This is a genomic window from Sporosarcina sp. P33, assembly GCF_002077155.1.
Lineage (GTDB): Bacteria > Bacillota > Bacilli > Bacillales_A > Planococcaceae > Sporosarcina.
On the sequence record NZ_CP015027.1, the window covers coordinates 3020622 to 3047416 of the forward strand.

General features: G+C 44.2%; 26 protein-coding genes. 20 read left to right on the top strand and 6 right to left on the bottom strand.

The features are described 5' to 3' along the window. The first annotated feature begins 186 nt into the window (after positions 1–186). The 7 genes from mutS to SporoP33_RS14760 all read left to right on the top strand — a co-directional run bounded on the left by mutS (position 187) and on the right by SporoP33_RS14760 (position 9698). Positions 187–2748 (top strand): DNA mismatch repair protein MutS, encoded by a 2562-nt coding sequence (gene mutS, locus SporoP33_RS14730; RefSeq protein ID WP_081244431.1) that lies wholly within the window; start codon positions 187–189, stop codon positions 2746–2748. Positions 2749–2753: 5 nt separating this feature from the next. Then, entirely contained in the window at positions 2754–4571 is a 1818-nt protein-coding gene (gene mutL, locus SporoP33_RS14735) for a DNA mismatch repair endonuclease MutL (RefSeq protein ID WP_081244432.1), read from the top strand. Positions 4572–4598: 27 nt separating this feature from the next. Further along, entirely contained in the window at positions 4599–6239 is a 1641-nt protein-coding gene (locus SporoP33_RS14740) for a glycerol-3-phosphate dehydrogenase/oxidase (RefSeq protein ID WP_081244433.1), read from the top strand. Continuing rightward, positions 6236–7162, top strand: a complete 927-nt coding sequence (locus SporoP33_RS14745; RefSeq protein WP_081244434.1) for an alpha/beta hydrolase — start codon at positions 6236–6238, stop codon at positions 7160–7162. The genes SporoP33_RS14740 and SporoP33_RS14745 overlap by 4 nt, the downstream gene beginning before the upstream one ends. Beyond that, positions 7146–8093 carry a tRNA (adenosine(37)-N6)-dimethylallyltransferase MiaA gene (miaA, locus tag SporoP33_RS14750; protein ID WP_081244435.1) on the top strand — a complete coding sequence of 316 codons (948 nt, stop codon included), beginning with the start codon at positions 7146–7148 and terminating at the stop codon, positions 8091–8093. The genes SporoP33_RS14745 and miaA overlap by 17 nt, the downstream gene beginning before the upstream one ends. 25 nt (positions 8094–8118) lie before the next feature. Next, positions 8119–8343: an RNA chaperone Hfq gene (gene hfq / locus SporoP33_RS14755; protein ID WP_081244436.1), complete on the top strand. Its 225-nt coding sequence runs from the start codon at positions 8119–8121 to the stop codon at positions 8341–8343. A 95-nt stretch (positions 8344–8438) separates the two neighbouring features. After that, positions 8439–9698 carry a methionine gamma-lyase family protein gene (locus tag SporoP33_RS14760; protein ID WP_081244437.1) on the top strand — a complete coding sequence of 420 codons (1260 nt, stop codon included), beginning with the start codon at positions 8439–8441 and terminating at the stop codon, positions 9696–9698. A gap of 48 nt (positions 9699–9746) precedes the next feature. On the opposite strand, the gene lexA is transcribed toward SporoP33_RS14760, so the two are convergent. Next, positions 9747–10367 carry a transcriptional repressor LexA gene (gene lexA / locus SporoP33_RS14765; protein WP_081244885.1) on the bottom strand — a complete coding sequence of 207 codons (621 nt, stop codon included), beginning with the start codon at positions 10365–10367 and terminating at the stop codon, positions 9747–9749. Between the two features lie 195 nt (positions 10368–10562). Here lexA and SporoP33_RS14770 point away from each other — a divergent pair, with 195 nt between their 5' ends. The 6 genes from SporoP33_RS14770 to SporoP33_RS14795 all read left to right on the top strand — a co-directional run bounded on the left by SporoP33_RS14770 (position 10563) and on the right by SporoP33_RS14795 (position 14892). Next, positions 10563–10889 (top strand): cell division suppressor protein YneA, encoded by a 327-nt coding sequence (locus SporoP33_RS14770; protein WP_081244438.1) that lies wholly within the window; start codon positions 10563–10565, stop codon positions 10887–10889. Further along, complete coding sequence (locus tag SporoP33_RS14775; RefSeq protein ID WP_081244439.1) at positions 10886–11539, top strand: YneB family resolvase-like protein; 654 nt, start codon at positions 10886–10888, stop codon at positions 11537–11539. The genes SporoP33_RS14770 and SporoP33_RS14775 overlap by 4 nt, the downstream gene beginning before the upstream one ends. 67 nt (positions 11540–11606) lie before the next feature. Next, on the top strand, positions 11607–11843 hold the full coding sequence (locus SporoP33_RS14780; RefSeq protein ID WP_081244440.1) for a DUF896 domain-containing protein: 237 nt from the start codon (positions 11607–11609) through the stop codon (positions 11841–11843). Positions 11844–11950: 107 nt separating this feature from the next. Then, positions 11951–13957, top strand: a complete 2007-nt coding sequence (tkt, locus tag SporoP33_RS14785) for a transketolase (RefSeq protein ID WP_081244886.1) — start codon at positions 11951–11953, stop codon at positions 13955–13957. A gap of 146 nt (positions 13958–14103) precedes the next feature. Next, positions 14104–14544 (top strand): sporulation inhibitor of replication protein SirA, encoded by a 441-nt coding sequence (gene sirA, locus SporoP33_RS14790; protein ID WP_081244441.1) that lies wholly within the window; start codon positions 14104–14106, stop codon positions 14542–14544. A gap of 111 nt (positions 14545–14655) precedes the next feature. Continuing rightward, the gene (locus SporoP33_RS14795) at positions 14656–14892 is read left to right on the top strand and encodes a YneF family protein (RefSeq protein ID WP_081244442.1); all 237 of its coding nucleotides are present in this window, start codon (positions 14656–14658) and stop codon (positions 14890–14892) included. A 59-nt stretch (positions 14893–14951) separates the two neighbouring features. On the opposite strand, the gene SporoP33_RS14800 is transcribed toward SporoP33_RS14795, so the two are convergent. Then, positions 14952–15875, bottom strand: coding sequence for an alpha/beta hydrolase (locus SporoP33_RS14800; RefSeq protein WP_081244443.1), 924 nt, complete (start codon positions 15873–15875; stop codon positions 14952–14954). A gap of 18 nt (positions 15876–15893) precedes the next feature. After that, positions 15894–16793: a hydroxymethylglutaryl-CoA lyase gene (locus SporoP33_RS14805; RefSeq protein WP_081244444.1), complete on the bottom strand. Its 900-nt coding sequence runs from the start codon at positions 16791–16793 to the stop codon at positions 15894–15896. Between the two features lie 124 nt (positions 16794–16917). On the opposite strand from SporoP33_RS14805, the gene SporoP33_RS14810 reads away from it, so the two are divergent. The 3 genes from SporoP33_RS14810 (at position 16918) to SporoP33_RS14820 (ending at position 18580) form a co-directional block, all read left to right on the top strand. Beyond that, positions 16918–17175 carry a YqkE family protein gene (locus SporoP33_RS14810; protein WP_081244887.1) on the top strand — a complete coding sequence of 86 codons (258 nt, stop codon included), beginning with the start codon at positions 16918–16920 and terminating at the stop codon, positions 17173–17175. 82 nt (positions 17176–17257) lie between these two features. Then, on the top strand, positions 17258–17680 hold the full coding sequence (locus tag SporoP33_RS14815) for a hypothetical protein (RefSeq protein ID WP_081244445.1): 423 nt from the start codon (positions 17258–17260) through the stop codon (positions 17678–17680). A gap of 30 nt (positions 17681–17710) precedes the next feature. Beyond that, positions 17711–18580: an STAS domain-containing protein gene (locus SporoP33_RS14820; protein WP_081244446.1), complete on the top strand. Its 870-nt coding sequence runs from the start codon at positions 17711–17713 to the stop codon at positions 18578–18580. 23 nt (positions 18581–18603) lie between these two features. Here the strand turns inward: SporoP33_RS14820 and serC are convergent, their stop codons facing one another. Beyond that, positions 18604–19701: a 3-phosphoserine/phosphohydroxythreonine transaminase gene (serC, locus tag SporoP33_RS14825; RefSeq protein ID WP_369821937.1), complete on the bottom strand. Its 1098-nt coding sequence runs from the start codon at positions 19699–19701 to the stop codon at positions 18604–18606. A 213-nt stretch (positions 19702–19914) separates the two neighbouring features. On the opposite strand from serC, the gene SporoP33_RS14830 reads away from it, so the two are divergent. Beyond that, positions 19915–20757, top strand: coding sequence for a KPN_02809 family neutral zinc metallopeptidase (locus SporoP33_RS14830; protein WP_081244448.1), 843 nt, complete (start codon positions 19915–19917; stop codon positions 20755–20757). Between the two features lie 124 nt (positions 20758–20881). Here SporoP33_RS14830 and fdhD read toward each other — a convergent pair whose 3' ends face one another. Both fdhD and SporoP33_RS14840 read right to left on the bottom strand, forming a co-directional pair. Next, the gene (gene fdhD, locus SporoP33_RS14835) at positions 20882–21682 is read right to left on the bottom strand and encodes a formate dehydrogenase accessory sulfurtransferase FdhD (RefSeq protein ID WP_143565449.1); all 801 of its coding nucleotides are present in this window, start codon (positions 21680–21682) and stop codon (positions 20882–20884) included. An 11-nt stretch (positions 21683–21693) separates the two neighbouring features. Next, positions 21694–22035, bottom strand: a complete 342-nt coding sequence (locus SporoP33_RS14840; RefSeq protein WP_081244450.1) for a Na-translocating system protein MpsC family protein — start codon at positions 22033–22035, stop codon at positions 21694–21696. Between the two features lie 260 nt (positions 22036–22295). On the opposite strand from SporoP33_RS14840, the gene fdhF reads away from it, so the two are divergent. The 3 genes from fdhF (at position 22296) to purU (ending at position 26756) form a co-directional block, all read left to right on the top strand. After that, positions 22296–25220: a formate dehydrogenase subunit alpha gene (gene fdhF / locus SporoP33_RS14845; protein ID WP_081244451.1), complete on the top strand. Its 2925-nt coding sequence runs from the start codon at positions 22296–22298 to the stop codon at positions 25218–25220. A gap of 18 nt (positions 25221–25238) precedes the next feature. After that, positions 25239–25727: a helical membrane plugin domain-containing protein gene (locus SporoP33_RS14850; RefSeq protein ID WP_081244452.1), complete on the top strand. Its 489-nt coding sequence runs from the start codon at positions 25239–25241 to the stop codon at positions 25725–25727. 120 nt (positions 25728–25847) lie between these two features. Further along, entirely contained in the window at positions 25848–26756 is a 909-nt protein-coding gene (purU, locus tag SporoP33_RS14855; RefSeq protein ID WP_081244453.1) for a formyltetrahydrofolate deformylase, read from the top strand. Positions 26757–26795 lie beyond the last annotated feature (39 nt).

Here is a 26795-nt window from a genome sequence, read left to right on the forward strand (position 1 = left end):
CCAAAATAAGCCACACAGAACAAAATTGTTCTGTATGGCTTATTTCCGCTTTACAGGGACAGGGCAATTTATTTTATGTTGCCAATCACCTTTTAATTGAAAAAAACAACAATCCCTTTTGATTCGTTAACTTCGGGGCTGTTTGATATAATGAAGAGAAAATGATCGAGTAAAAGAGGGTTTACCATGTCTGAGCATACACCAATGATACAGCAGTATTTAAAAATTAAAGAACAGTACACAGATGCATTTCTATTTTTCCGGTTAGGGGACTTTTATGAAATGTTCTTTGAAGATGCGGTCAATGCATCTTCCATTTTGGAAATCACATTAACGAGCAGGGACTCCGGTGCAAGAGACCGCATTCCAATGTGCGGCATACCGTACCATTCTGCCACTGGGTATATTGAAACGTTAATACAGAAAGGCCATAAAGTGGCGATTTGTGAGCAGATGGAAGATCCGCGCTCAGTAAAGGGAATTGTGAAACGTGAAGTTGTCAAAGTCATTACGCCTGGGACATTGACTGAAGGGAAAACGATAGATACCGAAGCCAATCATTTCATCGGTGCAATCGACAGCCTCGGGAATCAATGTTATGCATTGGCATACCTGGATGTAGGAACAGGTGAAGGGAAAGTAGAGCTGATAGAAGGAAGCGAGCGGACTTTGCTGGCCGAAATCGAATCACTTGGAATGAAGGAAATCGTTGTAGATCAACAGCTCCATGTGATGCTGGCAGACCTGTTTGAAAGCCGTGAAATTATGCTGTCCATTGAAGATACCGAGCATGCGGGGACGATCGGCCGCGACACTTATGAACATCTCCCCGAGCAATTGCAGGAAGCCTGCCGCAAGTTGCAATCATACCTGCTGCGCATGCAAAAAATGGTCTTCGGTCATCTTCGTCCTTTCGTTTATATCGAAAAAGATGCAAAGTTATCCATTGATGCGAATTCTATGCGGAATTTAGAGCTTGTTCAAACTATCCGTTCGGGCAAAAAGGAAGGAACATTATTCTGGGTGCTTGATGAAACAGTCACAGCGATGGGCGCCAGAAAACTGCGCATGTGGATTCACCAGCCCCTTGCACAGCGTCAAGCCATTGAAGACCGCCTGGAAACCGTAAGTAATTTATTGGATGAATTTTTCTTGCGTGAAGAACTTTTGGAAGAGCTGCATGACGTATATGACGTGGAACGCCTGGCAGGAAGAATATCCATGGGCAGTGCAAGTGCACGGGATCTGGCACAGTTACGGAATTCATTATCACACATTCCGAAATTAAAACAGCTGCTCGAAGAATCGGGCCGTCCTATGCTGCAGCGATTGGCGGATCGAATGGATCCGTGCAGCGAAACGTTTCAGCTGCTGACAGATGCGATTGCAGTCAACCCGCCTATATCTGTAAAAGATGGCGGACTGATACGTGACGGCTACAATGAAAAACTGGATGAATTGCGGGATGCGTCACGTAATGGGAAGACGTGGCTGGCGCAGCTAGAGCAACAAGAGCGGCAGCTGACTGGTATTAAAACATTGAAAATCGGCTATAACCGGATTTTCGGCTATTATATAGAAATCACCAAATCCAATATTCACTTGGCAGACTTGTCCCGTTACGAGCGTAAACAGACATTGGCCAATGCCGAGCGATACATAACGGCAGAACTGAAAGAAAAAGAGGAACTGATTCTGAACGCTGAGGCAGACAGCCAGACATTAGAACTGGATTTGTTCCAGTCAATCCGTGAACAGGTAAAAAGCGATGTGCAGCGCATTCAGCAGTTAGCTTCCGTCATCAGTGAACTGGATGTGTTATTGGCATTTGCAAAAGTGTCTGAAAAAAATCAGTATGTCCGTCCGCAATTTCATACAGGCCGGGCACTCGATATACAAAATGGCCGGCATCCTGTTGTAGAGAAAATGATGAATCACTCACTGTATATTCCAAATTCCTGCACGCTTGCCGAAGACGAGAATATGCTGCTCATCACCGGCCCGAATATGTCCGGTAAAAGTACGTATATGCGTCAGGTGGCGCTTACGGTAGTGATGGCGCAAATCGGCTGCTTTGTACCGTGTGAGACTGCCTTGCTGCCTATTACAGATCAAATATTCACAAGGATTGGTGCGGCAGATGACGTGGCATCGGGACAAAGTACGTTCATGATGGAGATGATGGAGTCACAGTATGCTCTTGCTCACGCATCATCCAGCAGCCTGCTGTTATTTGATGAAATCGGCCGCGGGACATCTACTTATGATGGCATGGCACTTGCGCAGGCAATGATGGAATACATCCATGAAGAAATCGGAGCCAATACGTTATTTTCCACCCATTATCATGAATTGACCAAGTTGGAAGACGTGCTGGCGCGCTTAGTAAATGTTCATGTGGCAGCAAAAGAACAGGACGGCAAAGTCGTATTCCTGCATAAGGTGTTGCCGGGAGCAGCTGACCGAAGTTACGGGATTCATGTTGCGGAACTGGCAGGACTGCCTGGTGAAGTAGTCAGCCGCGCAAAAACTCTGTTGCAGCAATTTGAAAAAGATAGTACAACAAAAGCGGCGGTATCGGAACAGCTTGCCTTATTTGATGCGCATGATGAACCCGCCCTGTCAAACGAACGGGAGAAGCTGCTGAAGGAAATAAAAACAGTGGATTTAATGAATATGACACCAATGCAAACGATGCAGAAATTAATGGAATGGAAGGAACGGCTGATGACCGATAAGGAAGGGTGAAGCGGATGAATCAAATTCACATTATGAATGACACACTGGCCAATAAAATTGCGGCGGGGGAAGTAGTGGAACGCCCCGCTTCAATCGTCAAGGAACTGGTGGAGAATGCGATTGATGCGCAAAGCACCAAAATTGAAGTATCGCTTGTGGAGGCAGGTCTGACTTCAATCCGTGTGACCGATAACGGCAACGGAATGTCTGGGGAAGACGCGATACGCTGTTTTGAACGGCATGCCACAAGTAAAATTACCAATGAACACGACCTGTTTCGGATCCGAACGCTTGGATTTCGCGGGGAGGCATTGGCAAGTATCGCGGCCGTATCGAAAGTTTCATTATGGACTTCTGACGGCGAACAGGGTGCGGTCGTTGAAATTGAAGGCGGAAAAGTTCTCAAGCATGAAGCAGGGGCGCTCCGAAAAGGAACAGACTTCCTTATTGAGCAATTATTTTTTAATACGCCCGCGCGTTTAAAATATATGAAAACCATTCAGACAGAACTTGGTCATACAATTGATTTAATCAACCGTCTGGCATTAAGCCACCCAGACATATCTTTCACTTTGACGCATGATCAGCATCAAATTCTCAGGACTTCGGGTTCAGGAGATTTATTGCGGGTATTATCTGATATATACGGCTTCGGAGTGGCCCGTAAAATGATATCTTTTCAAAAAGAAGATGCGGATTTCGCTGTGAAAGGTTTCATTACACTGCCTGAAATGACACGGGCATCAAAAAACTACATTTCCCTTCTGATGAACGGACGTTGGATTAAAAGTTATGCCGGAACACAGGCGGCAATTGATGCAATGCATACGTATTTGCCGATTGGCCGATTTCCCATAGCTGTAATCGATATTACTGCAGATCCTATATTAACAGATGTCAATGTGCATCCTGCAAAGCGACATATTCGGATCAGTAAAGAAGGCGAACTGCTGTCTCTCATAAAAAATGCAATTCGGGAGGCAATACAAGGGGTGACCATTATTCCGGACGCTGTGAAAAAGGAGAAGCCTGTTAAAAGGGAATCGGAGCAGCAGACAATTTGGACGCCAGCCTATCGCCGGCCAGAAATAACGGCGCCTGCCGAACAGCAGACCTATCAGCCGCCCGCCCCAGCGCCAGCATTTCCTGAAGCGGTTTTTGAGCAGCAGGAAGAACCAGCACCTGCAGAGCCAGAGCCTGTCATCGAAGAGCCTGCAGTATTTGAGCAGGAAATACAGGAAACGAATCACTTTCCTTCCATCGTGCCAATCGGACAAGTCCACGGCACCTATATCGTGGCACAGAATGAAGATGGATTTTATTTAATCGATCAGCATGCAGCACAAGAGCGGATTAAATACGAGTATTTCAAAGTGAAGCTTGGTCAGGTGGATGCGGGTGAACGTCAGCAGCTGCTGCTGCCTCTCGTTTTTCATTATTCAGCAGACGAACAAGTGAAGATAGAAGAATGCAAAGATGCACTGGAAGAAGTCGGTGTGTTTTTGGAGGCATTCGGGCCGGCGACGTATACAGTAAAAGAATATCCTGCCTGGTTTCCCGAGGGACAGGCAGCCGCAATCATAGAAGAAATGATTGAGCAGGTTTTGGATAAAAGAAAAGTCGATGTGGAAAAGCTGCGGGAAGAAAGCGCCATTATGATGAGCTGTAAAAAATCTATTAAGGCTAATTATTTCTTAAGACAAGAGGATATGGAGCGTTTACTGACGGATTTGGGCACTTGTGAAAATCCGTATACCTGTCCGCACGGCCGGCCGGTGCTGATTCATTTTACAACTTATGAATTGGAAAAAATGTTCAAGCGTGTAATGTGACGAAGCAGTTCAGAGAGGAGCGATAGTATGTTTTCTACAGTAGAAAGAGCAAACAAAATTCAGGATTTGAAACAATTTTCATTCGATGTGCTGGTTGTCGGCGGAGGAATAACAGGGGCAGGAATCGCACTGGATGCAGCAGCAAGAGGGTTTTCAGTTGCTCTGGTAGATATGCAAGACTTTGCCGCTGGGACTTCGAGCCGTTCAACGAAACTTGTACATGGCGGTTTGCGTTATTTAAAGCAGCTGGAAGTGAAAATTGTAGCAGAAACAGGGAAAGAACGTGAAATTGTCTTCCGCAATTCACGTAATATAACGAAGTCCAGACCGATGCTGTTGCCCATCTACAAAAAAGGAACGTACGGAAAATATTCTACATCCGCCGGGCTTCTTGTCTACGATTTACTCGCAGGTGTAAAGCATAATGAACGCCGCGAAATGCTGACGAAAGAAGAAACGTCTGCACTTGAACCGCTTTTGAAAAAAAAGCAGCTGAAAGGCGGCGGATATTATGTGGAATATCAGACAGATGACGCTCGCCTGACCATTGAAGTTTTGAAGAAAGCGGCTGAAAAAGGTGCACTATGTGTAAATTACATGAAATGTGAACAGTTTAACTTTGAAAACGAGCGCATCGTCGGAGCAGTGCTGAGCGATCAGCTGTCAGGCGAACGGTTCTCTGTGGCGGCATCGATGGTAGTGAACGCTTCCGGTCCGTGGGTGGATGATTTACAGAAGAAAGTTATCAGTAAGCAGGACAAGCAGCTGCATATTACGAAAGGGGTCCATATTGTAACGGATCAGTCTGTTTTTCCGCTGCGGCAGGCAGTATACTTTGATAACTCAGACGGCCGGATGCTGTTTGCAATTCCCCGTGATAATAAAACGTACGTTGGTACGACAGATACTTTCTATTCAGAAGACAAACAGCATCCCGTCGCAACGGAAGATGATATTCACTATATTATCAACGCAGTAAATGAAATATTCCCGAGCGTCCGCTTGCAGCGTCATCAAGTGGAATCCACATGGGCGGGCATCCGGCCGTTAATTGCACAGGAAGGCAAAGATGCATCTGAAATCTCGAGGAAAGATGAGATATGGGAAACTGTGCCGGGACTGCTGACGATTGCCGGAGGAAAATTGACGGGCTACCGTCAGATGGCGGAAGTTGTCGTTGACCGAATTACTAAACGATTAAAAAAGCCTTCTATTAAACAATGTCAGACGAAAAATATACCGGTTTCAGGAAGTGATTTTGCAGATGATGCCGCACTGGAAGAATTTATAAATGTGCAGGCTGTACGAGCGCCTCAATTCAGCTTAACACCCCAGCAAGGTGCGCGTATTGCATCTTTTTATGGAAGAAACAGTGAACGTGTCTTCCAGTTTGCACATTCGATATCGACAGAAGAGAATCCATTGCCAATCAGTTTGCGTGCAGAAATTTTATACGGTATTCATTATGAAATGGTTACCTCTCCAAGTGATTTCTTTATTCGGCGCAAAGGGGATCTATATTTCCAAATCGATACAGTAGAATCATTGGCGAAACAGGTCACTGAATATATGGCAGCATTACTGAATTACACGGACAATGAAAAGGCCGTTCATGAAAACGATTTGATGAATGCGGTTGCTGAAGCGAAAGGGCGTGCAGTTTCATGACAGAACGGTGGATAGAGATGCGTGACGGCACAAAGATCTACAGCAGATGTTATGCGCCTGATCAAAAGCCAAAAGCCCGCGTACATATCATTCATGGATTAGCTGAGCATAGCGGGCGTTATACGCGCTTTGCCAAGTACTTGCTATCAGAAGGATATGCCGTAACGATGCATGACCAAAGAGGGCATGGCAAGACCGCTGCCGGAAACGGTCACACGTATGGTTATTTAGGAGAATCAGCCACTTTTGACCAGCTGGTCGATGATGCGTTTGAAGTGAACCAATCCTATCAACTGGAGTATGCAGAACTGCCGGCGGTAATGCTTGCACATAGTATGGGATCGTTCGTGGCCAGGCGTTATATCCAACTGTACGGTTCCACACTCCATTCAGTGATATTATCTGGCACAGGCAGTAATTCTGAGTTCATAGCACATGCGGCGATTGCACTGGCGGCTTACAGAGAAGGAAAGCTTGATGACCGGCAGCCGGATGAGTTTTTAAATGAATTGATATTCGGCAATTACTCCAAGCTATTCCCGGGTGAAACATCATTTGCCTGGCTGTCGCGCGATGCAGAAAGCGTTGCGGATTATGAACGAGATGAAGCATGCGGTTTTGTACCGACTGCACAACTGTTTCGCGTACTTCTTGAAGGAATGAATTCGCTTGAAGCGCCAGAGTTTTTACGTAATATCCCGGATGATTTGCCAATCTTACTGCTGTCAGGCACAGATGATCCGGTGGGGGATAAAGCGAAAGGTGTTTGGAAAGTGGCGAAACAGCTGAATAAAGCCAGCCAGCAGCAGGTTACTGTTCAGTTGTATGAGGGCGGAAGACATGAGATGCTTCAGGAAATCAATTATCAGCAAGTCTATACGACTATTGTGGAGTGGATGAAACGAAATGAACGCACCAATTGATGTACTGGCGGTTGTAGGACCAACTGCTTCAGGCAAAACAGCACTGAGCACAGCACTTGCCGCTTCGTTGAATGGGGAAATTATCAACGGCGATGCCATGCAAGTATATAAAGAACTTGATATCGGCACAGCCAAGATTCACCCTTCTGAGATGCGGGGTATCCCGCATCACTTTTTTGATGTGAAAGAGCCGACAGAATCCTTTTCTGTGGCGGAGTATCAGCAGGCAGTCAGACAGTGGATTAAAGATATTCAATCACGCGGAAAATTGCCTATTATTGTAGGAGGCAGCGGCATGTATGTTCAATCCGTATTATTTGATTACCGATTCACCGAACAAGCGGCTGATCCTGCAGTGCGGGCGCGGCTGGAAGAAGAGCTGGAACAAGCAGGTGCTGAGCAATTACATGCAAGACTTACGGAGCTGGATCCAAAAAGTGCGGAAAAAATCCATCCGAATAACCATCGCCGGTTAGTGCGGGCGCTTGAAATTCTGGAAGTGACCGGACAAACAAAGCAGGATCATGAGCAGCAGCAAGGAAATATGCCAATGTATCATCATCTGATCATCGGACTCGACCTTCCGAGAGACATACTTTATGAACGAATCGGTCAGCGTGTCGATGAAATGGTCAAAATGGGTCTGTTTGACGAAGTGAAAAGCCTTTGGGACAGAGGGATTCGAAAGACGCAGTCTGTACAGGCTATCGGCTATAAAGAATTGATATCTTACTTTGACGGGCTGCTGACAAAAGAGCAGGCAATTGAAGCCGTGAAAAAGAACACACGTAATTACGCCAAGCGCCAGCTGACATACTTCCGCAATAAATTGCCTGTGCGGTGGGTGGAAGCTGATCAGTCAGGTGAAGAGATTTATCAGAAAACATTGGAAATAATAAAGGGTTTTCAGAAAGAAGTATGGAATAAATAAAGGACAGAGACAAGGAGGCAATTGAATGGCACAAGGAAACATGCAAGATACTTTTTTAAATTCATTACGCAAGAACAACACATTTGTAACAATCTTTTTACTCAATGGTTTTCAGTTGAAAGGTCTGATCAAGTCATATGACAATTATACGGTCCTGCTGGAATCAGAAGGCAAACAGCAGCTGATCTATAAACATGCGATCTCAACTTATGCTCCTTCAAAACCAGTTATCTTAAAAGATGAACAATAAACAGGCATCCGCCTGTTTTTTTGTTGTCTTTCATTTGGCAAACTTTGCGCATCTGCTAAAATAGAAGATGACAAAATGAAATGAGGTACTACATAATGCAAATTGCACCAATTAATGAAGACTTACTGGCGAAATCGAAGGAAGCGGAACAGCTGATTGCGCCGTATGTGAAAACAGTCGAAGAAATTGCTTTTTATAACCAGCGAAAAGTTCTTCAGGCATTTAAGCAGAATCAGGTAAGTGATTTCCACTTATCGGGCTCTACAGGCTATGGGTACGATGACAGCGGCCGTGATGTATTAGAACAAGTGTATTCCGATGTGTTTGGAGCGGAAGACTGTCTTGTAAGAAACCAAATTATTTCAGGCACCCATGCAATTACGATCAGCTTGTTTGGGATTTTGCGCCCGGGCGATGAGCTGCTTTATATTACAGGCAAGCCTTATGACACACTGGAGTCTATCATTTCCGGCAACGGGAAAGATACCGGCTCGCTCGAAGACTATCAAATATCCTACCGGCATATCGATTTGAATGAAGACGGTTCAGTCGATTATGAAAAAGCAAAAGAAGTCATTTCGTCTAAAACGAAAATGGTTGCAATTCAACGCTCAAAAGGGTATTCGAGCAATCCTTCATTCCGTATCCATGAAATTGAAGCCATCATTCAGGAAGTGCGCAAGATCAAGGAGGATGTTGTAATTTTCGTGGACAACTGCTATGGAGAATTCGTCGAGATGAAAGAGCCTGCAGAAGTGGGAGCAGACTTGATGGCGGGGTCACTGATTAAAAATCCTGGAGGCGGTCTGGCGAGAACTGGCGGTTATATAGCAGGAAAAAAAAGACTGGTAGAAAAATGTGCATACCGGATGACATCTCCCGGTTTAGGCGCAGAAGCAGGAGCTTCGCTGGATACGTTACTGGAGATGTATCAAGGATTCTTCCTGGCGCCTCATGTAGTGAGCCAGGCAGTTAAAGGCGCATTGTTCACATCAGCATTTTTCGGTATGTTTGGGATGGACACGACACCTCATTATAGTGAGCAGCGCACGGATTTAATTCAATCAGTGAATTTTTCCACGGCTGAACAAATGATAACGTTCTGTCAGATGATCCAGCAAAATTCCCCGATCAATGCCCAGTATGCGCCGGAGCCTTCTTATATGCCGGGCTATACTGACGACGTCATCATGGCGGCGGGTACATTCATACAAGGATCGAGCATTGAACTGACTGCTGACGGTCCAATCAGACCGCCTTACACGGCTTATATTCAGGGCGGACTGACTTATGAGCATGTGAAATCAGCGGTGCTGAATTCCATGGAACAATTACTGGAAAAAAAGCTAGTATAAATAAAAAAGTGTATCAAGAACCTGTTTTCGGTTCTCGATACACTTTTTTTAATGGATCATCCGGTAGACGCCGACCACTTTTCCAAGGATGGATACCTGATCTACGATGATCGGCTCCATGGAAGAGTTTTCAGGCTGCAGACGGAAATAATCTTTTTCTTTAAAGAAACGTTTCACTGTCGCTTCATCTTCTTCTGTCATCGCCACTACAATTTCTCCGTTGGTTGCTGAATGCGTCTGTCTGACGATTACGCGGTCACCGTTAAGGATTCCTGCTTCAATCATACTGTCTCCGACAATCTCCAGCATGAAAATTTCATCTTCTGAAGAACCGAACGTATCCGGCAATGGAAAGTATTCTTCAATATTTTCAACTGTTGTAATCGGATTGCCGGCTGTAACTTTACCGATGAGCGGCACGTGCATAACTCCGCTTTTCATCTCATCCAGACCATCTGGATCTAAAATCTCGATAGCACGGGGTTTTGTCGGGTCCCGGCGGATGAATCCTTTGGTTTCCAATCGCGACAAATGCCCATGAACGGTTGAACTTGACGCAAGTCCCACAGCTTCTCCGATTTCGCGCACGGAAGGGGGATATCCTTTTAAACGGACTTCATCTTTGATGAAAGCGAGTATTTCTTCTTGTCTCTTCGATATTTTTTTCAACATATTCACCTCTTCTGCAAGATTACGAGCAATGGAATACTGAACCATTATTTTGAATATAGTATAACATGTGTTCGATTACTAATCAAACAAAGGTTCTAATTTTACTTGACATGGAATCGTATGTTCTCTTATAATTAAGAACAAGTATTCCGAACATGCATTCTTAAATCGTATATTTTAGGAGGAGTTATCATGGAGATTATGAAAGAATTTATTAAAAACAATTATTATTTTGCGGTACTGCTGGCAGTATGTGTAACATTTGCATGGGTGCAATTTGATAAACTGGCAGAAGATGACCAATACATGGAAATAGTTATTAATGAAGGAGATACATTGTGGGGGCTGGCTTCCAATTATTCAGAAGATATACCTGCAGCACATTGGATTAAACAGGTGCGCTCATTGAATGAATTACAGAGTGATCAGATCATTTCAGGTGAATTACTGCGTGTCCCTGTTAAAATAAATAAACAGTCAGATATGCGTGTAGCTGAAATGGGAGTGGGAGAAAGATGAAGGAAAAGAATTGCGTAATCTATTGCCGTGTGAGTACAGAAAAAGAAACACAAGAGCAGTCGATTGTTCGTCAGCAGGAAGAACTTGAGAAATTGGCTGCAGAATTGTCCTACACATGTGAAGGGATTTATACAGACCGTCAAAGCGGATATGATATGGACCGCGAAGGGCTTCTTGCCATGCTGGATCATATTCAGAGCGGAGCTGTAGATGCCGTATTCATTCAAGATGAAACACGTTTGGGACGGGGGAATGCGCGGGTGGCTATTTTGCATGTTATTGCCAAGAGTGATACTGCAGTAATTACGAATCATTCCAACGGGACGATAGAACTTAACGAAATGGATACCATGCTGCTGGAGATTCTTGCAATAGTGGAAGAATATCAGCGGAAACTACATAATGCAAAAATACGCAGAGGGATGAAGCGGGCTGTTGAAAGAGGCTATAATCCATCTGAAAACTTGTATAATATCGATCAGGGCCCAGGGCGTGAAAGACTTGAGCTGCCCATGGAAGAGATTGTCTCGCTGCGCAGTAAAGGCCTCACCTATGAAGAGATTGCCAATGTGCTGAATGGACTGGGCCACACAGTCAGCAAAGCGACAGTTCATAGAAGATATAGAGAGTTTATAGCGCAGGAACACTAATCGTTTGCACTTTTCCTCCAGGTTGTTTACATTTTAGTTGAACAATAAATATGTGGAGGTTTATAACATGCTGCCAGAAAAGAAAATGAAACGTATTAATGAGCTTGCAAATAAAAAGAAGACAACAGGTTTATCGATTGAAGAAGCAAAAGAACAGACACAATTACGCAAAGAGTACCTCGAAACGTTCCGTTCGGGAATGCGTGAAACAATCGAATCCGTCAAAGTAATCGATGCGGAAGGTAATGATGTCACGCCTGAAAAAGTCAAAGAAGCAAAAGCAAACAAAAAACCCCTGAATTGACTGCAGGCAACGGAATAACATTGTAATTATCTCGGGAATTGACTACACTAGAGAAGGAATATGTACCATAAAACACTCATATGAGCAGGATGGAAAGGATGTACAGCATGACCGAAAAAATCGATCAACTGGCAATAACGACAATCCGGACATTATCAATCGACGCAATTGAAAAAGCAAATTCAGGTCACCCGGGATTACCGATGGGCGCAGCACCGATGGCTTACACATTATGGACACAGCATCTTCACCATAATCCATCAAACCCACAATGGTTCAATCGTGACCGTTTTGTGCTTTCAGCAGGACATGGCTCCATGCTGCTTTACAGTTTGCTGCATTTAAGCGGCTACGGCTTGACGATTGATGATCTGAAGAATTTCAGACAATGGGATTCAAAAACGCCGGGTCACCCGGAGTATGGTCATACAGCAGGAGTCGAAGCGACGACAGGACCGCTTGGCCAAGGGATTGGTATGGCTGTCGGAATGGCAATGGCTGAAAAGCACCTTGCGGCAACATACAATAAACCTGGCTTTAATATTGTTGATCACTACACGTACGCACTTTGCGGTGACGGGGATCTTATGGAGGGAGTAGCGGCTGAAGCTATTTCCATGGCTGGTCACCTGCAATTAGATAAATTGATCGTACTATATGACAGTAATGACATTTCTTTAGATGGCGATTTGGATATGTCGTTTTCTGAGAATATCAGAAAACGCTTTGAATCATACGGCTGGAATTATGCGCGTGTAGAAGACGGCAACGATACGAAATCTGTATCAGCTGCAATTGAACAAGCAAAAGAAAACAGCGGCGGACCGACAATCATCGAAGTAAAAACTGTCATCGGTTACGGATCTCCGAATAAGTCAGGTAAAGCAGACGCGCACGGCGCCCCTCTTGGAGAAGAAGAAATGGCTCTGACAAAAGAGTATTATAAGTGGACATTCGAAGAGGATTTCTATGTCCCAGAAGAAGTGTATGACCGATTCAATTCGGCAACAGATGAACTGGGCGTGCAAAAAGAACAGCAATGGAATGAGCTGTTTGAGAGCTATGCCAACGAACACCAAGAATTGGCAGCCCAATTCAAACAAGCCGTAGCCAATGAACTTCCCGCTGATTTACAGGAGCAGATGCCTGTCTATGAGGCTGGTGCTTCTGTAGCGACCCGCTCCGCATCTGGGGATTCAATTAATGCATTGGCAAACGCTGTGCCGGCTTTATTTGGCGGCAGTGCGGATCTTGCAGGCTCAAACAAGACTACAATTAAAAATGCAGGCGATTTTACAGCGGCTGATTACTCAGGACGCAATATCTGGTTCGGCGTGCGTGAATTTGCGATGGGAACGGCGCTGAACGGTATGGCACTCCATGGCGGTGTTAAAGTATTCGGCGGCACGTTCTTCGTGTTCAGCGATTACGTACGGCCTGCTATACGTCTGTCTGCGTTAATGGGCTTGCCTGTAACGTATGTATTCACACATGACAGTGTGGCTGTAGGAGAAGACGGCCCAACACACGAACCAATAGAACAACTTGCTTCTCTGCGTGCGATGCCAGGATTGTCTATTATCCGCCCTGCAGACGGCAATGAAACATCCGCTGCCTGGCTCACAGCAGCGACATCAAAAGATACGCCAACTGTTCTGGTATTGTCCAGACAAAACTTGGAAGTGCTGCCGAAGTCAAAAGAACTTGCGATGACTCATGTAGCTAAAGGGGCATATGTAGTATCGCCTGCTGCCAAAGAGCAAGCTGACGGTTTGCTGCTGGCAAGCGGTTCAGAAGTTGGTTTGGCTGTTGCAGCTCAGAAAGCATTAAAAGAACAGGATATCGACGTCAGTGTCGTATCAATGCCTTCATGGGATCTCTTTGAGAAACAAGATCAGGCATATAAAGAGTCAGTTCTGCCTAAGAATGTGAAGAAGAGAGTAGCAATCGAGATGGGCGCGTCGCTTGGATGGCATAAATATTCAGGTGATGAAGGAACTGTCATGGCAATCGATACATTCGGTGCCAGTGCCCCTGGGGACTTGGTAATCGAGAAGTATGGCTTTACCGTGGAGAATGTCGTGAAAGAAATGACTAATCTGCTGAATAACTGAAAATAATTTACACACGGCCCGGGCTGAGTACCGGAGCCGTGTGTTTTTTTATGCATCTTTACGACAATAATAGTGATGAAGTTTTCCGTAAACTGACATGATTTACATAAGACAAGCCCTATGATAGACAGTAGGAGGTGTTCGTTATGAGGAAGTATGAAATATTTAAGATAAAGTCTGCGTATCAATCCTTCATAATGGGACGTGAACGGTTACTTTTTGAGTTATTAGCGGTGAGTCCTTCTGCGAACTATCAGGAAATTGAATATTTATGTGATCAGTTAAACCAAAAGGAATTGGATCATATCATTCAGCATAATCTGGCCAAATGCTTTGATCATGTGGACTCGCATCATCATGAATATCGGCTGACCCACCTGATTAAAGGAGAAGTTTTTATTAAAGTGAGCACTCATTGTATCCAAGTGTATTGTCAGGGTTCCCGAATGCTTGACCTGGATTTATTCGTCGCACTGTCCACTTCCACCGATCGATTTTTCGCAATCATGAATGAACAGGAAGAATGCGGATGGCTGAAACCAATTAAATATTCAGAGCGGATGATACTGGAGAATGCAATGATGTAAAAACTTCCGCACAAATTACGAACAGTCATTGCTATTCACTGCTGCTATGTTGTATAATCCTTCTTGGTAGTATGTTATCGAACTATTTTCAGTGAGGGAGGATTGGCAGCAATGGATTTATGGTTAGCAATTGTATTGATCGTCGTCGCTTTGATCGGCGGAGTCGCACTCGGCTTTTTCATCGCGCGTAAATATATGATGAATTACTTGAAGGAAAATCCACCAATTAATGAACAGATGTTGCGTATGATGATGATGCAAATGGGACAAAAACCTTCACAAAAGAAAATCAATCAAATGATGGCTCAAATGAATAAAGTTCAGGACAAGCCCGCTAAAAAAAAATAAGTAAAACTCCGTGATCAGCTGCCAGCTGCCACGGAGTTTTTTTGACTTTTAAAAGCTAATTAGTATAACTGAAAACGATTTAAAAATCTTTGCACGGTCTGTAAATATTCTTCTGGGTTGTCATTATATGATTTGGCATGTGCACCTTTTGCGAAAAGTTTCATCATTTTATCGCCTTCTTTCAGATCATACAGCTCTTCCGTCATATGCGGCAAAATGAACGTGTCTTCCATACTGTGTATGAACAATACCGGTTTGTCGATGAATTTCATAACTTCACGCGGTGAAACTGCCGCAGACGTGTAGCCATCCCGAATTTTTAAAAATAAGTTGGCGATCCGCAAGCTCATGGACGTCTTAAAAGGAAGTTCTGTCCGAATAATATGCAAGAGCTGCTCAGAAAAATCAGAGAAAGGACAGTCAGAAATATAGAAATCTGCTTCATCCTCATACGTGCCGGCGTACAGCAGCGTCGTCGCAGCTCCCATTGATTCTCCATGAATTCCGATTAACGCACGTTTGCCCACGCGTTTACGGACAGCTGAAACCACTTCTTTCAAGTCCATTTTTTCATAAAATCCGAAACTTGTCGTCTTGCCGCCGGAATCACCATGGCGCCGATGGTCAAAAATTACAGAATTAAATCCCAGCTTTTCAAACAATCGGGCATATTTTATGGAATTTACTTTGTTTTCAGTCACGCCGTGGCAAATAACGACAGTGCGTGTCGTATCCAAAGGCCGAAGGAAAATCGCACGCAAGTTGTAGCCATTAGGCGAAGGAATCCAAATATCATCTTTTCTTACGGTTTCAAACCATTGCCGGTCAAAGCGTTTTGCAATCATTTCACGCTGTAAAATGAATTCGGAATCCTTCGTTTTCAGGTACATCAGTCGGTTCGTTACGACAATACCGAAGATGGTAAGAAACGCCGTTACTACACTGGATGCAATTCCGGCGACATACATCACTCTACGTTTCAACAATATTCTCCTTTCCGTTTAATGATTTCTTTTGTACAGATTATACATAGCAGTCTCAATAGGACGTGATAAATACGGTGCTACTGTATCCACCGCGGCACAAATCTTCTCTCTGTCAATACCTGTTTCAATTTCCAGTGAATCCAGCAAATATAAAACGTCTTCTGTTGCGACATTACCCGTAGCCCCGGGAGCGAAAGGACACCCGCCCAGTCCGCCAGCGGATGTGTCAAAACGGTCGACACCTGCCTGCAAGGAAGCATAAATATTCGCCAAGCCTAATTTTCGCGTATCATGGAAGTGAGCTGTAATCAGTATGTCCGGAAATTGCTCTTTCAGTGCAAGGAATAAAGAATAACTGGCCGACGGATTCGCCATGCCATCTGTATCTGCAACGCTTAATTCGTCGACACCCATTCTTACAAACTGCTGACACAGTGCCATAGTCTGTGCAGGAGGAATGAACCCCTCATAAGGACAGTGAAAAGCGGTCGAAATACAGGCTCTGACAAAATGACCGTCTTCTTTTGCCTGTGTAATAATGGGCTGCAATAATTCCATACTCTCCGCAGTAGATCGGTTAATATTATGCCTGTTGAATGTATCGCTTACTCCCACAAAGACGGCGATACTTTCTGCGCCGGCTTCAAGGGCATTTTCTGCGCCGCGTGCATTCGGTGTCAGGACGAGTTGTCTGCCTAGTTTCTTTACTCGATGTACTATCTCTGATGCATCTGCCATTTGGGGGACCCATTTAGGAGAGACAAAAGACGTGATCTCCATCTCTTTGATTCCTGCATTTTGCAAAGCGTGAATAAAAGCTAGTTTTTGATCTGTCGGGATACTATTATTTTCATTTTGCAAACCATCGCGCGGTCCAACCTCGATTAGTGTCACGTTTTTTGGTAGACTAAACATACACATACCTCCCTTCTTCTATTGTACGTAATTACAGAGAATAAGGGCAATGCAAACCCCTTGCTATTTTTTGAAAAAAATCGAAAAGCACAACAATTCTAGTAAACAGAAAGCAGTGATTGTAATGTCCAAAAAATTACGGAAGCCAGCTATAAAGCAGCAAGAAAAATCTGCAGATAACTCCGCTTCATCTCTTTCAGATATAGTTAGCGATGATATGCTCGCTAAATTAAAGGAAATGAAGCAAGAAATGAAAGCTATAGAAGAAACAAAAAAAGAACAGGAAAAAGTACAGCGGATTCAAGAACGTAAAGAAAGAGAGAAAAATAAAAGCTTTGAAGAATTGCTTGAGGAATATGGAGATCAGGGAACAAAATATTAAAAACTGATAATACAGGCAGCAGTTTTGCCGTGCGGAATACTTTGATGTGCTACTTATTACGCTCAATTGAGGAGGAGAAAATATGATTTTTTTGTATATTGCCTATCGCAACAGACAGGATATACAGGAAGAACAGTTCAATCAATCTCTCAAACGTGTCCATTCAGCGCCGATTGAGCACCCGATTGTTCAATGGATCCGGGAAAATCTGACGCCGATTTCTGCAAATGGCAATGTAACATACTTTGATTTCCCAAAAGAGAAGGCAGAAAGACTTTACAGCAAGTTATCAGATGCTCATGCAGAAAAATCAAAAGACTCACCAAGGCCATGGAAGTACTTGCCGATACCGGACGAGCAAAATTATCCTTATCCAATTGCTCATTACGAGAAAGAATATGGTGTGATCTATTATGATACACTGTACAAATACATAACGGCGCTCGGCATAATTTTACAAATCTTTGATTTTACTGCCAATCAGCTGATTGTGTATATTCAATAAGAAGTACTGAAGTATTCAGGAGGACAAAAGATGAGGCAGCTTGACAGTAAGCTTTATGAATATTTACTAGATAAATCCCCGGAAATCACAAATGAGTGGCTGGCGATGAGGGCGGTTGAAAACGACTCCATATACTCTCTTGATGCCGATTCGCGGACTGTAGAAACACTTCGTGAACAGAATGAACTGACAAATTTGACAGTTACCAGCAGCTTGCTCGGCAATCCGGATGTATTTGCGGCAAATAAAAAGAAGTGGGCTGCAGTAGTCGCCCTCAGCAGAGTCAACAGCAACACACCTGTTGAAGATGTGATTGACGCATTAAGCAAAGTCCGCTTAACGCATTGGCGCTTCATAAAAGAGTTTTATACACTTCATGAAGACGAAATTACGATGAAAGATTATATGCGCTGGAGTGACACATTAAGTAATGCTTTTGACGAAATTTATGTAAGCTTTGCGGAAACTTATAATCAATACATGAACAGCAAGTTTGCTATACAGCAAAGCCTGATCAATGAGTTGAGCGCACCTGTTATTAAAATTACGGATAAGATCGGAATCGTGCCTTTAGTGGGGGATATGGATGTGCTACGCGCGCGGATTATGCTGGAAAGTATTCCAAAAAGGAGTTTGGAATTAGATATTGAGCATGTATTCCTTGATTTGTCCGGGGTGACAGTAATTGACACGTTGGTGGCCCAGAAGATTTTTCAAATCACACAGGTCCTTTCTTTATTAGGCACACGAACTACAATTACAGGGATTCGGCCAGAAATTGCCCATGCTTCTACAGAGCTTGGCCTGGATTTCACGAATGTTCAAACGTTCAGTTCGCTGGAAATGGCATTTTCAGATGTATTTTCAATAGGGAAAATTAAAGACCCGGCCTCTTCTTAACAGAAGCGGCTGGGTCTATTTTTTTATTGATGTTTTTTCTGGAAGTCAAGCATGAATTGCTGTAATGCCCGGCAGGCTTCATACGGCACTGCGTTATAAACTGATGCCCGGCATCCGCCGACAGAACGGTGGCCGTTTAATCCGACGAATCCAGCTTCCTTTGCTTCCTGCAAGAATTGCTTTTCCAATTCTTCATCTGCTACGCGGAATGTGATGTTCATAAGTGAACGACTGCTTTTTTCAGCGTGTCCTGTATAAAAATCATTGCTGTTATCGATTACGTCATAGATCAGATTTGCTTTTTCTTCATTTCGTTTTGCAATTTGCTCCAGTCCGCCCTGCTGCTCCATCCAGCCCAATACTTCGCCCAGCATATAAATTCCGAAAGACGGCGGTGTATTGTATAAAGAATTGTTAGACGCATGCGTGCTGTATTTTAAGATGGCCGGAATTCCGCTGTTGGCATCCTCCAGCAGATCTTTGCGAATGACAGCAACTGTAACACCTGATGGACCAAGGTTTTTCTGAGCCCCGGCATAAATCATACCAAATTTACTGACGTCAAGAGGTCGGGACAAAATATCGCTGGACATATCAGCAATCAACGGAACATTGCCGATAGACGGGAACTCATGGAACTGTGTGCCGAAAATGGTATTGTTGGATGTAATATGAACATAAGCATCCGTTTCGTTGTATTTGATTTCCTCGGCGGATGGAACATGGTTATAGTTTGTATCTTTTGTGGAAGCTGCTTCGTATACATCACCGATTGTCTTTGCTTCTTTTAATGCTTTATCTGACCAGGCACCAGACATGATATAGCCGGCCTTTTTTCCTTCAGGCAGGAAGTTCATTGGGACCATGGCAAATTGGAGACTTGCCCCGCCCTGTAAAAATAGGACTTCATAGTTTTCAGGAATGGAGAATAAAGAACGTAAACGCTGAATTGCTTGATTATGTACTTCCTCATATGTTGCACTGCGGTGACTCATTTCCATAATGGACATCCCGGATTTTTTAAAATTCACAAGTTCAGCTTGTGCTTTGTCCAGTACTTCTCTTGGAAGAGCGGATGGACCCGCATTAAAATTATAGACAGCCTTTTGACTATTCAACAAAATCACTCCTTCATTAATTTACAACCCTAAAGTAAAGTATATATGAAAAACAGAGCGTGTGGAATAGTTATCTGCCGAATATCTGCAAAGAACCGCTTCGATTTGTCTTGCCGTCTAGTTTGCTGAATTGTAAAGATGGGTACAATGTAAGCAAGTACAGTCTACATAATGAAATATTTCCGATGAGTAAAAGAAGGAACGGGGGCATAGATATTGAAAACAGACGGACGCAGAAAAAGTACAAATGTGGAAGACCGCAGAGGCAGAAGCAGAGGAGGGGGAGCGATTGCTTTAGGCGGCGGAGGCCTTGGCATCGTAGGTATTATTCTTTTTCTGCTGTTAGGAGGTAACCCCGGAGACCTTTTGGACAGCAGCCCGGCAGCTCCTGATGAGCCATACGTCGAAACAGCACAGGATAAAGAGCTGGCGGATTTTGTGTCAGTTGTATTGGCGGATACTGAAGATATTTGGTCAGAGCTGTTTGCGCGCGAAGGACTGCAATATGAGAATCCCACGCTCGTGCTTTATTCTGGACAAGTACAGACTGCCTGTGGATTTGGAAGCGCAGCTGCCGGCCCATTCTACTGTCCCGGAGATCAGAAATTGTATATTGACTTAGCATTTTACAATGAATTGCAAAATTCATTTAAAGCGCCGGGTGATTTTGCAATGGCTTATGTCGTTGCACATGAGGTGGGGCACCACGTGCAGACATTGCTGGGAATTTCAGAGCAAGTGATGCCATTACGCCAAAAAATGAGCGAAGAAGAATTCAATAAATATTTGGTGAGATTTGAATTGCAGGCAGATTATTTTGCGGGCGTATGGGCACATCATGCGCAAGGGCGCGGATATTTGGAACAGGGTGATTTACAGGAGGCTATTACAGCAGCAAGTGCCGTAGGAGATGATACGATTCAAAAACGTGCAAGGGGATATGTAGTGCCCGAAAGTTTTACGCACGGCACGGCAAAACAACGCATGTACTGGTTTGAGCACGGATTTGAACTGGGTACGATTAAAGGCGGAGACACATTTAATCAGACCGAAAAATAAAACAGCACCCGTCATTCATGCAGAAAGAATGACAGGTGCTGTCTTTTTATTTTGTTGCGTGATGTGATTTATGCTTTTCATTGCGAAGCCGTTTAGTATTCTCTCACATAAGCAGGGAAATACTTCACTCTTCATTCCATCGGATCCGACCAGGGTGAGTATAGACATTAAAAGACTTGCCGCGAATGAAACCGACAGTTGTAATGCCAAGGTCATCCGCTAAAGACAGGGCCAGCTCGGTCGGTGCAGATTTAGATAATACGATTTCACAGCCGATCTTCGCGACTTTCAATAAAATTTCAGAAGAGATTCGCCCGCTGAACACAATAATTTTATCGCGAACGGAAATATCGTTTTTCAAACAATGGCCATAAATTTTATCCAGTGCATTATGCCGGCCGATGTCCATGCGAGACAGCAGCAGCTGATCAGGCGCACATAATGCTGCATTGTGGACACCGCCAGTATGGCGGAACATGTCTGCCTGTTCTTCCATTTCATTCATCCGTGAAAATATTTGAGCAGGTGTAAGATGAACCGAAACGCTGTCCATTTTTTTTGCGGTTAATGCATCACTTGCGAAAATGAATCCTTGTCTGCTCATGCCGCAGCACGATGTAATATAACGCTTGTTCTGCAATTGTTCAAAGAAAGGATAAACTTTTTCCGTTTCGATATGAATAAAGCCATTTTTGAGATCCAATCGGATATCTTTAATGTGCGCCCATTTCGGTACGACACCTTCTGAGGCAAGAAAGCCGACTGTCATATCTTCAATGTATTCAGGCGTACAGACGATTGTTGCAAATTCTTTTCCATTCAGCTTTATAGTGATCGCATATTCTATTGCCACACGGTCATCTTTTTTCAAAATTTCGCCGTCCTGAAAACGAATAATAGAACGTTGCTGCTGCAGCTCCATGATGCTGCCTCCCTTCAATCAATCGAACGATCGAATAAAAAAACCGATACCGCTATGTCATCGTCAATTTTAAAATCGCTGAATAAGTGCAGAAACTTCGCATCGACAAGTTCTTCCAGGCCTGCGGGCGGTTCTTTATCATAAACAGCCTGAATCATGCTCGTGCGCGCGCGGTGCACCATCTCTTTGCCGTCCTCAGTGCCAGCAATAAACTTTTCAGTCGGTGTCAAATTGCCGTACAGGGTAGACACCGCCATATTATCAATAAATACCGTATGAATACGCTCTGGTCCTTTACCGAATAGATCTTTGCGCAGTCTCCGGATCACATCATTAAACTCATGAATTTTTTTCATAGGACACTTCCTTACTCTTATTGGCAGAATAGTCTAATTTCTCGTCATTAGGCATTGTATAATGTGCTCTATTACTTTATACTAAATACAGAATTGATGAAACTCCAGTATGCGATTGCCGGGGGTTCATCAGCCTACTTGATATAATAAGTATGGATTGGTTCTTTAGCAAGTCCTGTTAAGAAACTATTCCACCATAAAAATTACCGCACTGACGGTTTTTTTATGGTGGATTTTTATTTGAGAAGGAGGGCGCCTGTATGTCAATATCAATAAACGATAAGCTGTTTGATTTCCAGCCGGGGTCGACACTTATTCAGGTGATTAATGCAAACAACATCGAGCATCCGCAAATTTGTCATTTGCCTGAAGTAGACCCCATTGAGACATGTGATACATGTATCGTGGAAGTAAATGGCGAACTCACGCGTGCCTGTTCTACGAAGGCAGTGGACGGCATGGATGTGAAATTAGCATCTCCCCGTGCGAAAGCTGCACAGACCGAGGCGATGGACCGAATTTTAGAAAACCATTTGCTGTATTGTACTGTCTGCGACAATAATAATGGAAACTGCAAAGTACATAATACAGTGGCACTCATGGGAGTGGAAGAACAAAAATATCCTTATGAGCCAAAGTGTTCAAAAGATGCAGTAGACTTCACGCATCCATTCTACCGCTATGACCCGAATCAGTGTATCGCATGCGGCCAGTGTGTGGAAGTGTGCCAAAACCTGCAGGTTAATGAAACACTTTCTATCGACTGGGAACGTGACCGTCCAATCGTTTTATGGGACGGCGGTGCGAAGATCAATGAATCGTCCTGCGTAGGCTGCGGCCATTGTATCACGGTTTGTCCGTGTAACGCACTCATGGAAAAAACGATGCTGGGTGAAGCAGGATTCCTGACGAAAATGGATGATGAGCTATTGGATCCGATGATCGATTTAATTAAAGAAGTGGAACCGGGTTACAGCAGCATCATGGCAATTTCCGATGTGGAAGCTGCGATGAGAGAGCCGAAGATTGATAAAACCAAAACGGTTTGCACTTTTTGCGGTGTAGGCTGTTCGTTCGAAGTATGGACGAAAGATCGAACTATATTGAAAATCCAGCCGGTTTCTGATGCACCGGTCAATCAAATATCTACATGTGTCAAAGGGAAGTTCGGCTGGGATTTCGTTAACAGTGAAGAGCGCATTACGGCCCCGCTTATTCGTAAAGGCGAGGACTTTGTAGAGGCGTCATGGGATGAGGCATTGGATCTGGTCGCGAAAAACCTCGGTAAAATACGTGATGAGCATGGAAAGGATGGGGTAGGCATCATCTCTTCATCTAAAATTACGAATGAAGAGAACTATGTCATCCAAAAATTTGCCCGGCAGGTGTTCGGTACGAATAACGTAGATAACTGTTCGCGCTATTGCCAATCTCCGGCTACAGACGGATTGTTCCGTACAGTAGGGATGGGCGGGGATGCCGGCACAATTAAAGATATTGCAGAAGCAGGCCTCGTCATCATTGTCGGTGCCAATCCCGCAGAAGGACATCCTGTTCTTGCGACACGCGTTAAGAGAGCGCATAAACTTCATGGCCAAAAGCTAATCGTGGCGGATCTCAGAAAGCACGAGATGGCGGAACGCGCAGATATCTTTATGACACCGCAGCAAGGGACGGATCAGGTATGGCTGATGGCAGTAACGAAATATCTGATTGACCAGGGCTGGCACGACCAGCAATTTATCGAAGAGAATGTTTTGCACTTTGAAGACTTTAACGAAGTATTAAACCGCTATACGTTGGAATACGCGGAAGAAGTGACAGGTATTTCAAAAGACGTACTCATCCGCACTGCGGAAATGATCCGCGATGCAGACGGCACGTGTATCTTATGGGGGATGGGTGTGACACAGAATACGGGCGGTTCGGATACCTCTGCAGCAATTTCCAATTTGCTGCTGGCTACTGGGAATTACCGCCGTCCGGGTGCAGGTGCGTATCCGCTTCGCGGTCACAACAACGTCCAAGGTGCCTGCGACATGGGAAGTCTTCCGGGCTGGCTGCCAGGCTATCAGCATATTACGGACGACGCGGCAAGAGAGAAATTTGAGCGCGCGTATGGTGTGGAAATAGAAGGTAAACCTGGACTCGATAATATTCAAATGCTGCATTCAATTGATGACGGGGTAATGAAAGGAATGTATATTGTCGGGGAAGATATGGCGCTTGTAGACTCCAATGCGAACTATGTTCATGACGTTCTGTCGAAGCTGGATTTTCTCGTTGTTCAGGATATTTTCTTCTCACGTACTGCACAATATGCGGATGTGATATTGCCCGCCGTGCCATCACTTGAGAAAGACGGTACGTTCACGAATACCGAGCGCAGGGTACAAAGACTGTATAAAGCGCTGCCGAATAAAGGTGATTCACGGCAGGACTGGTGGATTATCCAGGAAGTTGCGAATAGATTAGGCGCTGACTGGAATTACACGCATCCAAGTGAGATTTTCGCTGAAATGGCAAGTTTGAGTCCAATGTTCGGCGAAGCTTCCTATGAAGTGCTGGAAGATTGGGGCAGTTTCCTATGGGGCAGTCTTGAAGGAAAGAGTACTCCGCTGCTTTATACCGAAGGGTTCAATTTCCCTGACAAAAAAGCCCGCTTTGCATTATCAGATTGGGTAGAGCCTGTGAAATTTCCTGATGAATTTGATCTTCATATTAATAATGGACGTATGCTTGAGCACTTCCATGAAGGAAATATGACCAATAAATCAGAAGGAATTCAAGAAAAGGTACCGAATATTTATGTGGAAATCTCTCCCGAACTGGCTAGTGAACGGGGAGTGGAAACAGGTACGTATGTCAGATTGATATCGCCGTACGGTGCGGTTAAGCTGCCTGCACTTGTCACGGACAGAGTACAGAAGAATGAATTATTCTTACCTATGAATTCAGTGGAAAAAGAATCAGCAATTAATTTCTTGACCGGCCCGGCAACAGATGAGCGAACAAACACGCCGGCATACAAGCAGACCAAAGTGCGGATGGAAGTTCTTGAAAAGCAGGGAGATAATCCATTGCCGAAGAGTAATCATCGCGATAAGAAGCGCCATCCGCAAAACGGCGTGGAAGTGCAGCGTAAATGGAACCGTCCAGGGTATGTTCAATTAACAGACCGATAAACAGTGAGGTGAATGTGAATGGCAGCACCAATAACTTCTATTAAAAGAAAAGAACGTTCGGAAATGGAAGTGCAGCAGGAGAAACTGGCCGAATTGCAGAAACAAATTGCAGAACAGGAAGAGTCTTTGCAGAAAGTGATGGAGCTTACAGGTGAACTTCATAAGATTGGAGCATTGGATGCATTGCAGGCCATGCTTCAATCAAAAGAAAAGATCACCGGAATAGCGCTGGGTCAAGTATCAAGGGAGCCTGTAACGAATATGCTCAATAATTTGATGGCCGGCGCCGGCGTGCTGACCGCTTTGGATCCGGCAACCGTTAAACAATTATCTCAAAGTGTTCAAAAGGGCTTATCTGAAGCGGAACAGGGAAATGCAGAAGGACAGAAAATAAGTCTGCTTCAGCTGATGAAATCGATGAATGATCCTGATATAAATCGTGCGTTAACATTCGGTCTGAACTTCCTCAAGGGAATGGGTAAAGGCCTGGAGGATTCTTCAGAGTAACAAAACTTTGCGAAACCGGCGAATTTGCTTCATACTGTAACGTAATAGTTCACCCGTTCCCTGGCCATTTGGGCCGGGGAACTTATTCATTAAGTAACTTTATTAGTAGGAGATGGAAAAATGTCAACACAGAGTAAAATAGCTTCACATTTAAAAGAACAATCCGCATCATTGAAAAATATCGGCAGACTGCTTGTTAAATGCTCGGACAGACCGGGAATTGTTTCTGCAGTTTCTACTTTTTTGCTGAAACACGGCGCAAATATTGTAGAGTCCAGCCAATACTCAACTGATCCTGAAGGCGGCATGTTCTATCTTCGCATCGAATTCCACTTGGATCATTTGCTTGAAAAGAAAGAAGAGATTGAGGCAGATTTTGAGGAAATTGCAGCCCAGCATGAATTAGATTATAAATTTTCCTATGCAGTAGAGCTGAAACGGACAGCAATCTTCGTTTCTAAAGAGCCGTATTGCTTAATGGAGCTTCTTTGGGAGTGGCAAAACGGTGATTTGAATACGGATATCGTGGTCGTCATCAGTAACCATGAAGATGCACGCGGTATGGTAGAAGCACTTGGCATCCCTTTTCACTACATTCCTGCAAATAAAGATATCCGCCAAGAAGTAGAGCAGCAGCAGATCAGGCTGATGGAGGAATACGATGTCGACGTACTGGTTTTAGCGCGTTATATGCAAATTCTGACGCCTGATTTTGTCAGTCACTTTCCAAATCAGATCATCAATATCCACCATTCATTTTTACCGGCATTTATCGGCGCACGCCCATATGAGAGAGCGTTTGGGCGCGGTGTAAAATTGATTGGTGCGACATCGCACTACGTAACGAATGATCTGGATGAAGGTCCGATCATTGAGCAGGATATCGAACGGGTAGATCACCGGGACGATGTAGCCCAGCTGAAGAAGATTGGACGTACTATCGAGCGGCGTGTCCTTGCCCGCGCGGTGAAATGGCATCTGGAAGACCGTGTAATTGTAGAGAACAATAAAACAATCGTTTTCCAGTAATAGAAAAAACCGTCATCCGATGTCATTGGATGACGGTTT

Excerpts from the sequence above, each read along its gene's own strand:
- mutS (WP_081244431.1), top strand. The coding sequence starts at position 187 with ATGTCTGAGCATACACCAATGATACAGCAGTATTTAAAAATTAAAGAA.
- mutL (WP_081244432.1), top strand. The coding sequence starts at position 2,754 with ATGAATCAAATTCACATTATGAATGACACACTGGCCAATAAAATTGCG.
- SporoP33_RS14740 (WP_081244433.1), top strand. The coding sequence starts at position 4,599 with ATGTTTTCTACAGTAGAAAGAGCAAACAAAATTCAGGATTTGAAACAA.
- SporoP33_RS14745 (WP_081244434.1), top strand. The coding sequence starts at position 6,236 with ATGACAGAACGGTGGATAGAGATGCGTGACGGCACAAAGATCTACAGC.
- miaA (WP_081244435.1), top strand. The coding sequence starts at position 7,146 with ATGAACGCACCAATTGATGTACTGGCGGTTGTAGGACCAACTGCTTCA.
- hfq (WP_081244436.1), top strand. The coding sequence starts at position 8,119 with ATGGCACAAGGAAACATGCAAGATACTTTTTTAAATTCATTACGCAAG.
- SporoP33_RS14760 (WP_081244437.1), top strand. The coding sequence starts at position 8,439 with ATGCAAATTGCACCAATTAATGAAGACTTACTGGCGAAATCGAAGGAA.
- SporoP33_RS14770 (WP_081244438.1), top strand. The coding sequence starts at position 10,563 with ATGGAGATTATGAAAGAATTTATTAAAAACAATTATTATTTTGCGGTA.
- SporoP33_RS14775 (WP_081244439.1), top strand. The coding sequence starts at position 10,886 with ATGAAGGAAAAGAATTGCGTAATCTATTGCCGTGTGAGTACAGAAAAA.
- SporoP33_RS14780 (WP_081244440.1), top strand. The coding sequence starts at position 11,607 with ATGCTGCCAGAAAAGAAAATGAAACGTATTAATGAGCTTGCAAATAAA.
- tkt (WP_081244886.1), top strand. The coding sequence starts at position 11,951 with ATGACCGAAAAAATCGATCAACTGGCAATAACGACAATCCGGACATTA.
- sirA (WP_081244441.1), top strand. The coding sequence starts at position 14,104 with ATGAGGAAGTATGAAATATTTAAGATAAAGTCTGCGTATCAATCCTTC.
- SporoP33_RS14795 (WP_081244442.1), top strand. The coding sequence starts at position 14,656 with ATGGATTTATGGTTAGCAATTGTATTGATCGTCGTCGCTTTGATCGGC.
- SporoP33_RS14805 (WP_081244444.1), bottom strand. The coding sequence starts at position 16,793 with ATGTTTAGTCTACCAAAAAACGTGACACTAATCGAGGTTGGACCGCGC.
- SporoP33_RS14810 (WP_081244887.1), top strand. The coding sequence starts at position 16,918 with ATGTCCAAAAAATTACGGAAGCCAGCTATAAAGCAGCAAGAAAAATCT.
- SporoP33_RS14815 (WP_081244445.1), top strand. The coding sequence starts at position 17,258 with ATGATTTTTTTGTATATTGCCTATCGCAACAGACAGGATATACAGGAA.
- SporoP33_RS14820 (WP_081244446.1), top strand. The coding sequence starts at position 17,711 with ATGAGGCAGCTTGACAGTAAGCTTTATGAATATTTACTAGATAAATCC.
- SporoP33_RS14840 (WP_081244450.1), bottom strand. The coding sequence starts at position 22,035 with ATGAAAAAAATTCATGAGTTTAATGATGTGATCCGGAGACTGCGCAAA.
- fdhF (WP_081244451.1), top strand. The coding sequence starts at position 22,296 with ATGTCAATATCAATAAACGATAAGCTGTTTGATTTCCAGCCGGGGTCG.
- SporoP33_RS14850 (WP_081244452.1), top strand. The coding sequence starts at position 25,239 with ATGGCAGCACCAATAACTTCTATTAAAAGAAAAGAACGTTCGGAAATG.
- purU (WP_081244453.1), top strand. The coding sequence starts at position 25,848 with ATGTCAACACAGAGTAAAATAGCTTCACATTTAAAAGAACAATCCGCA.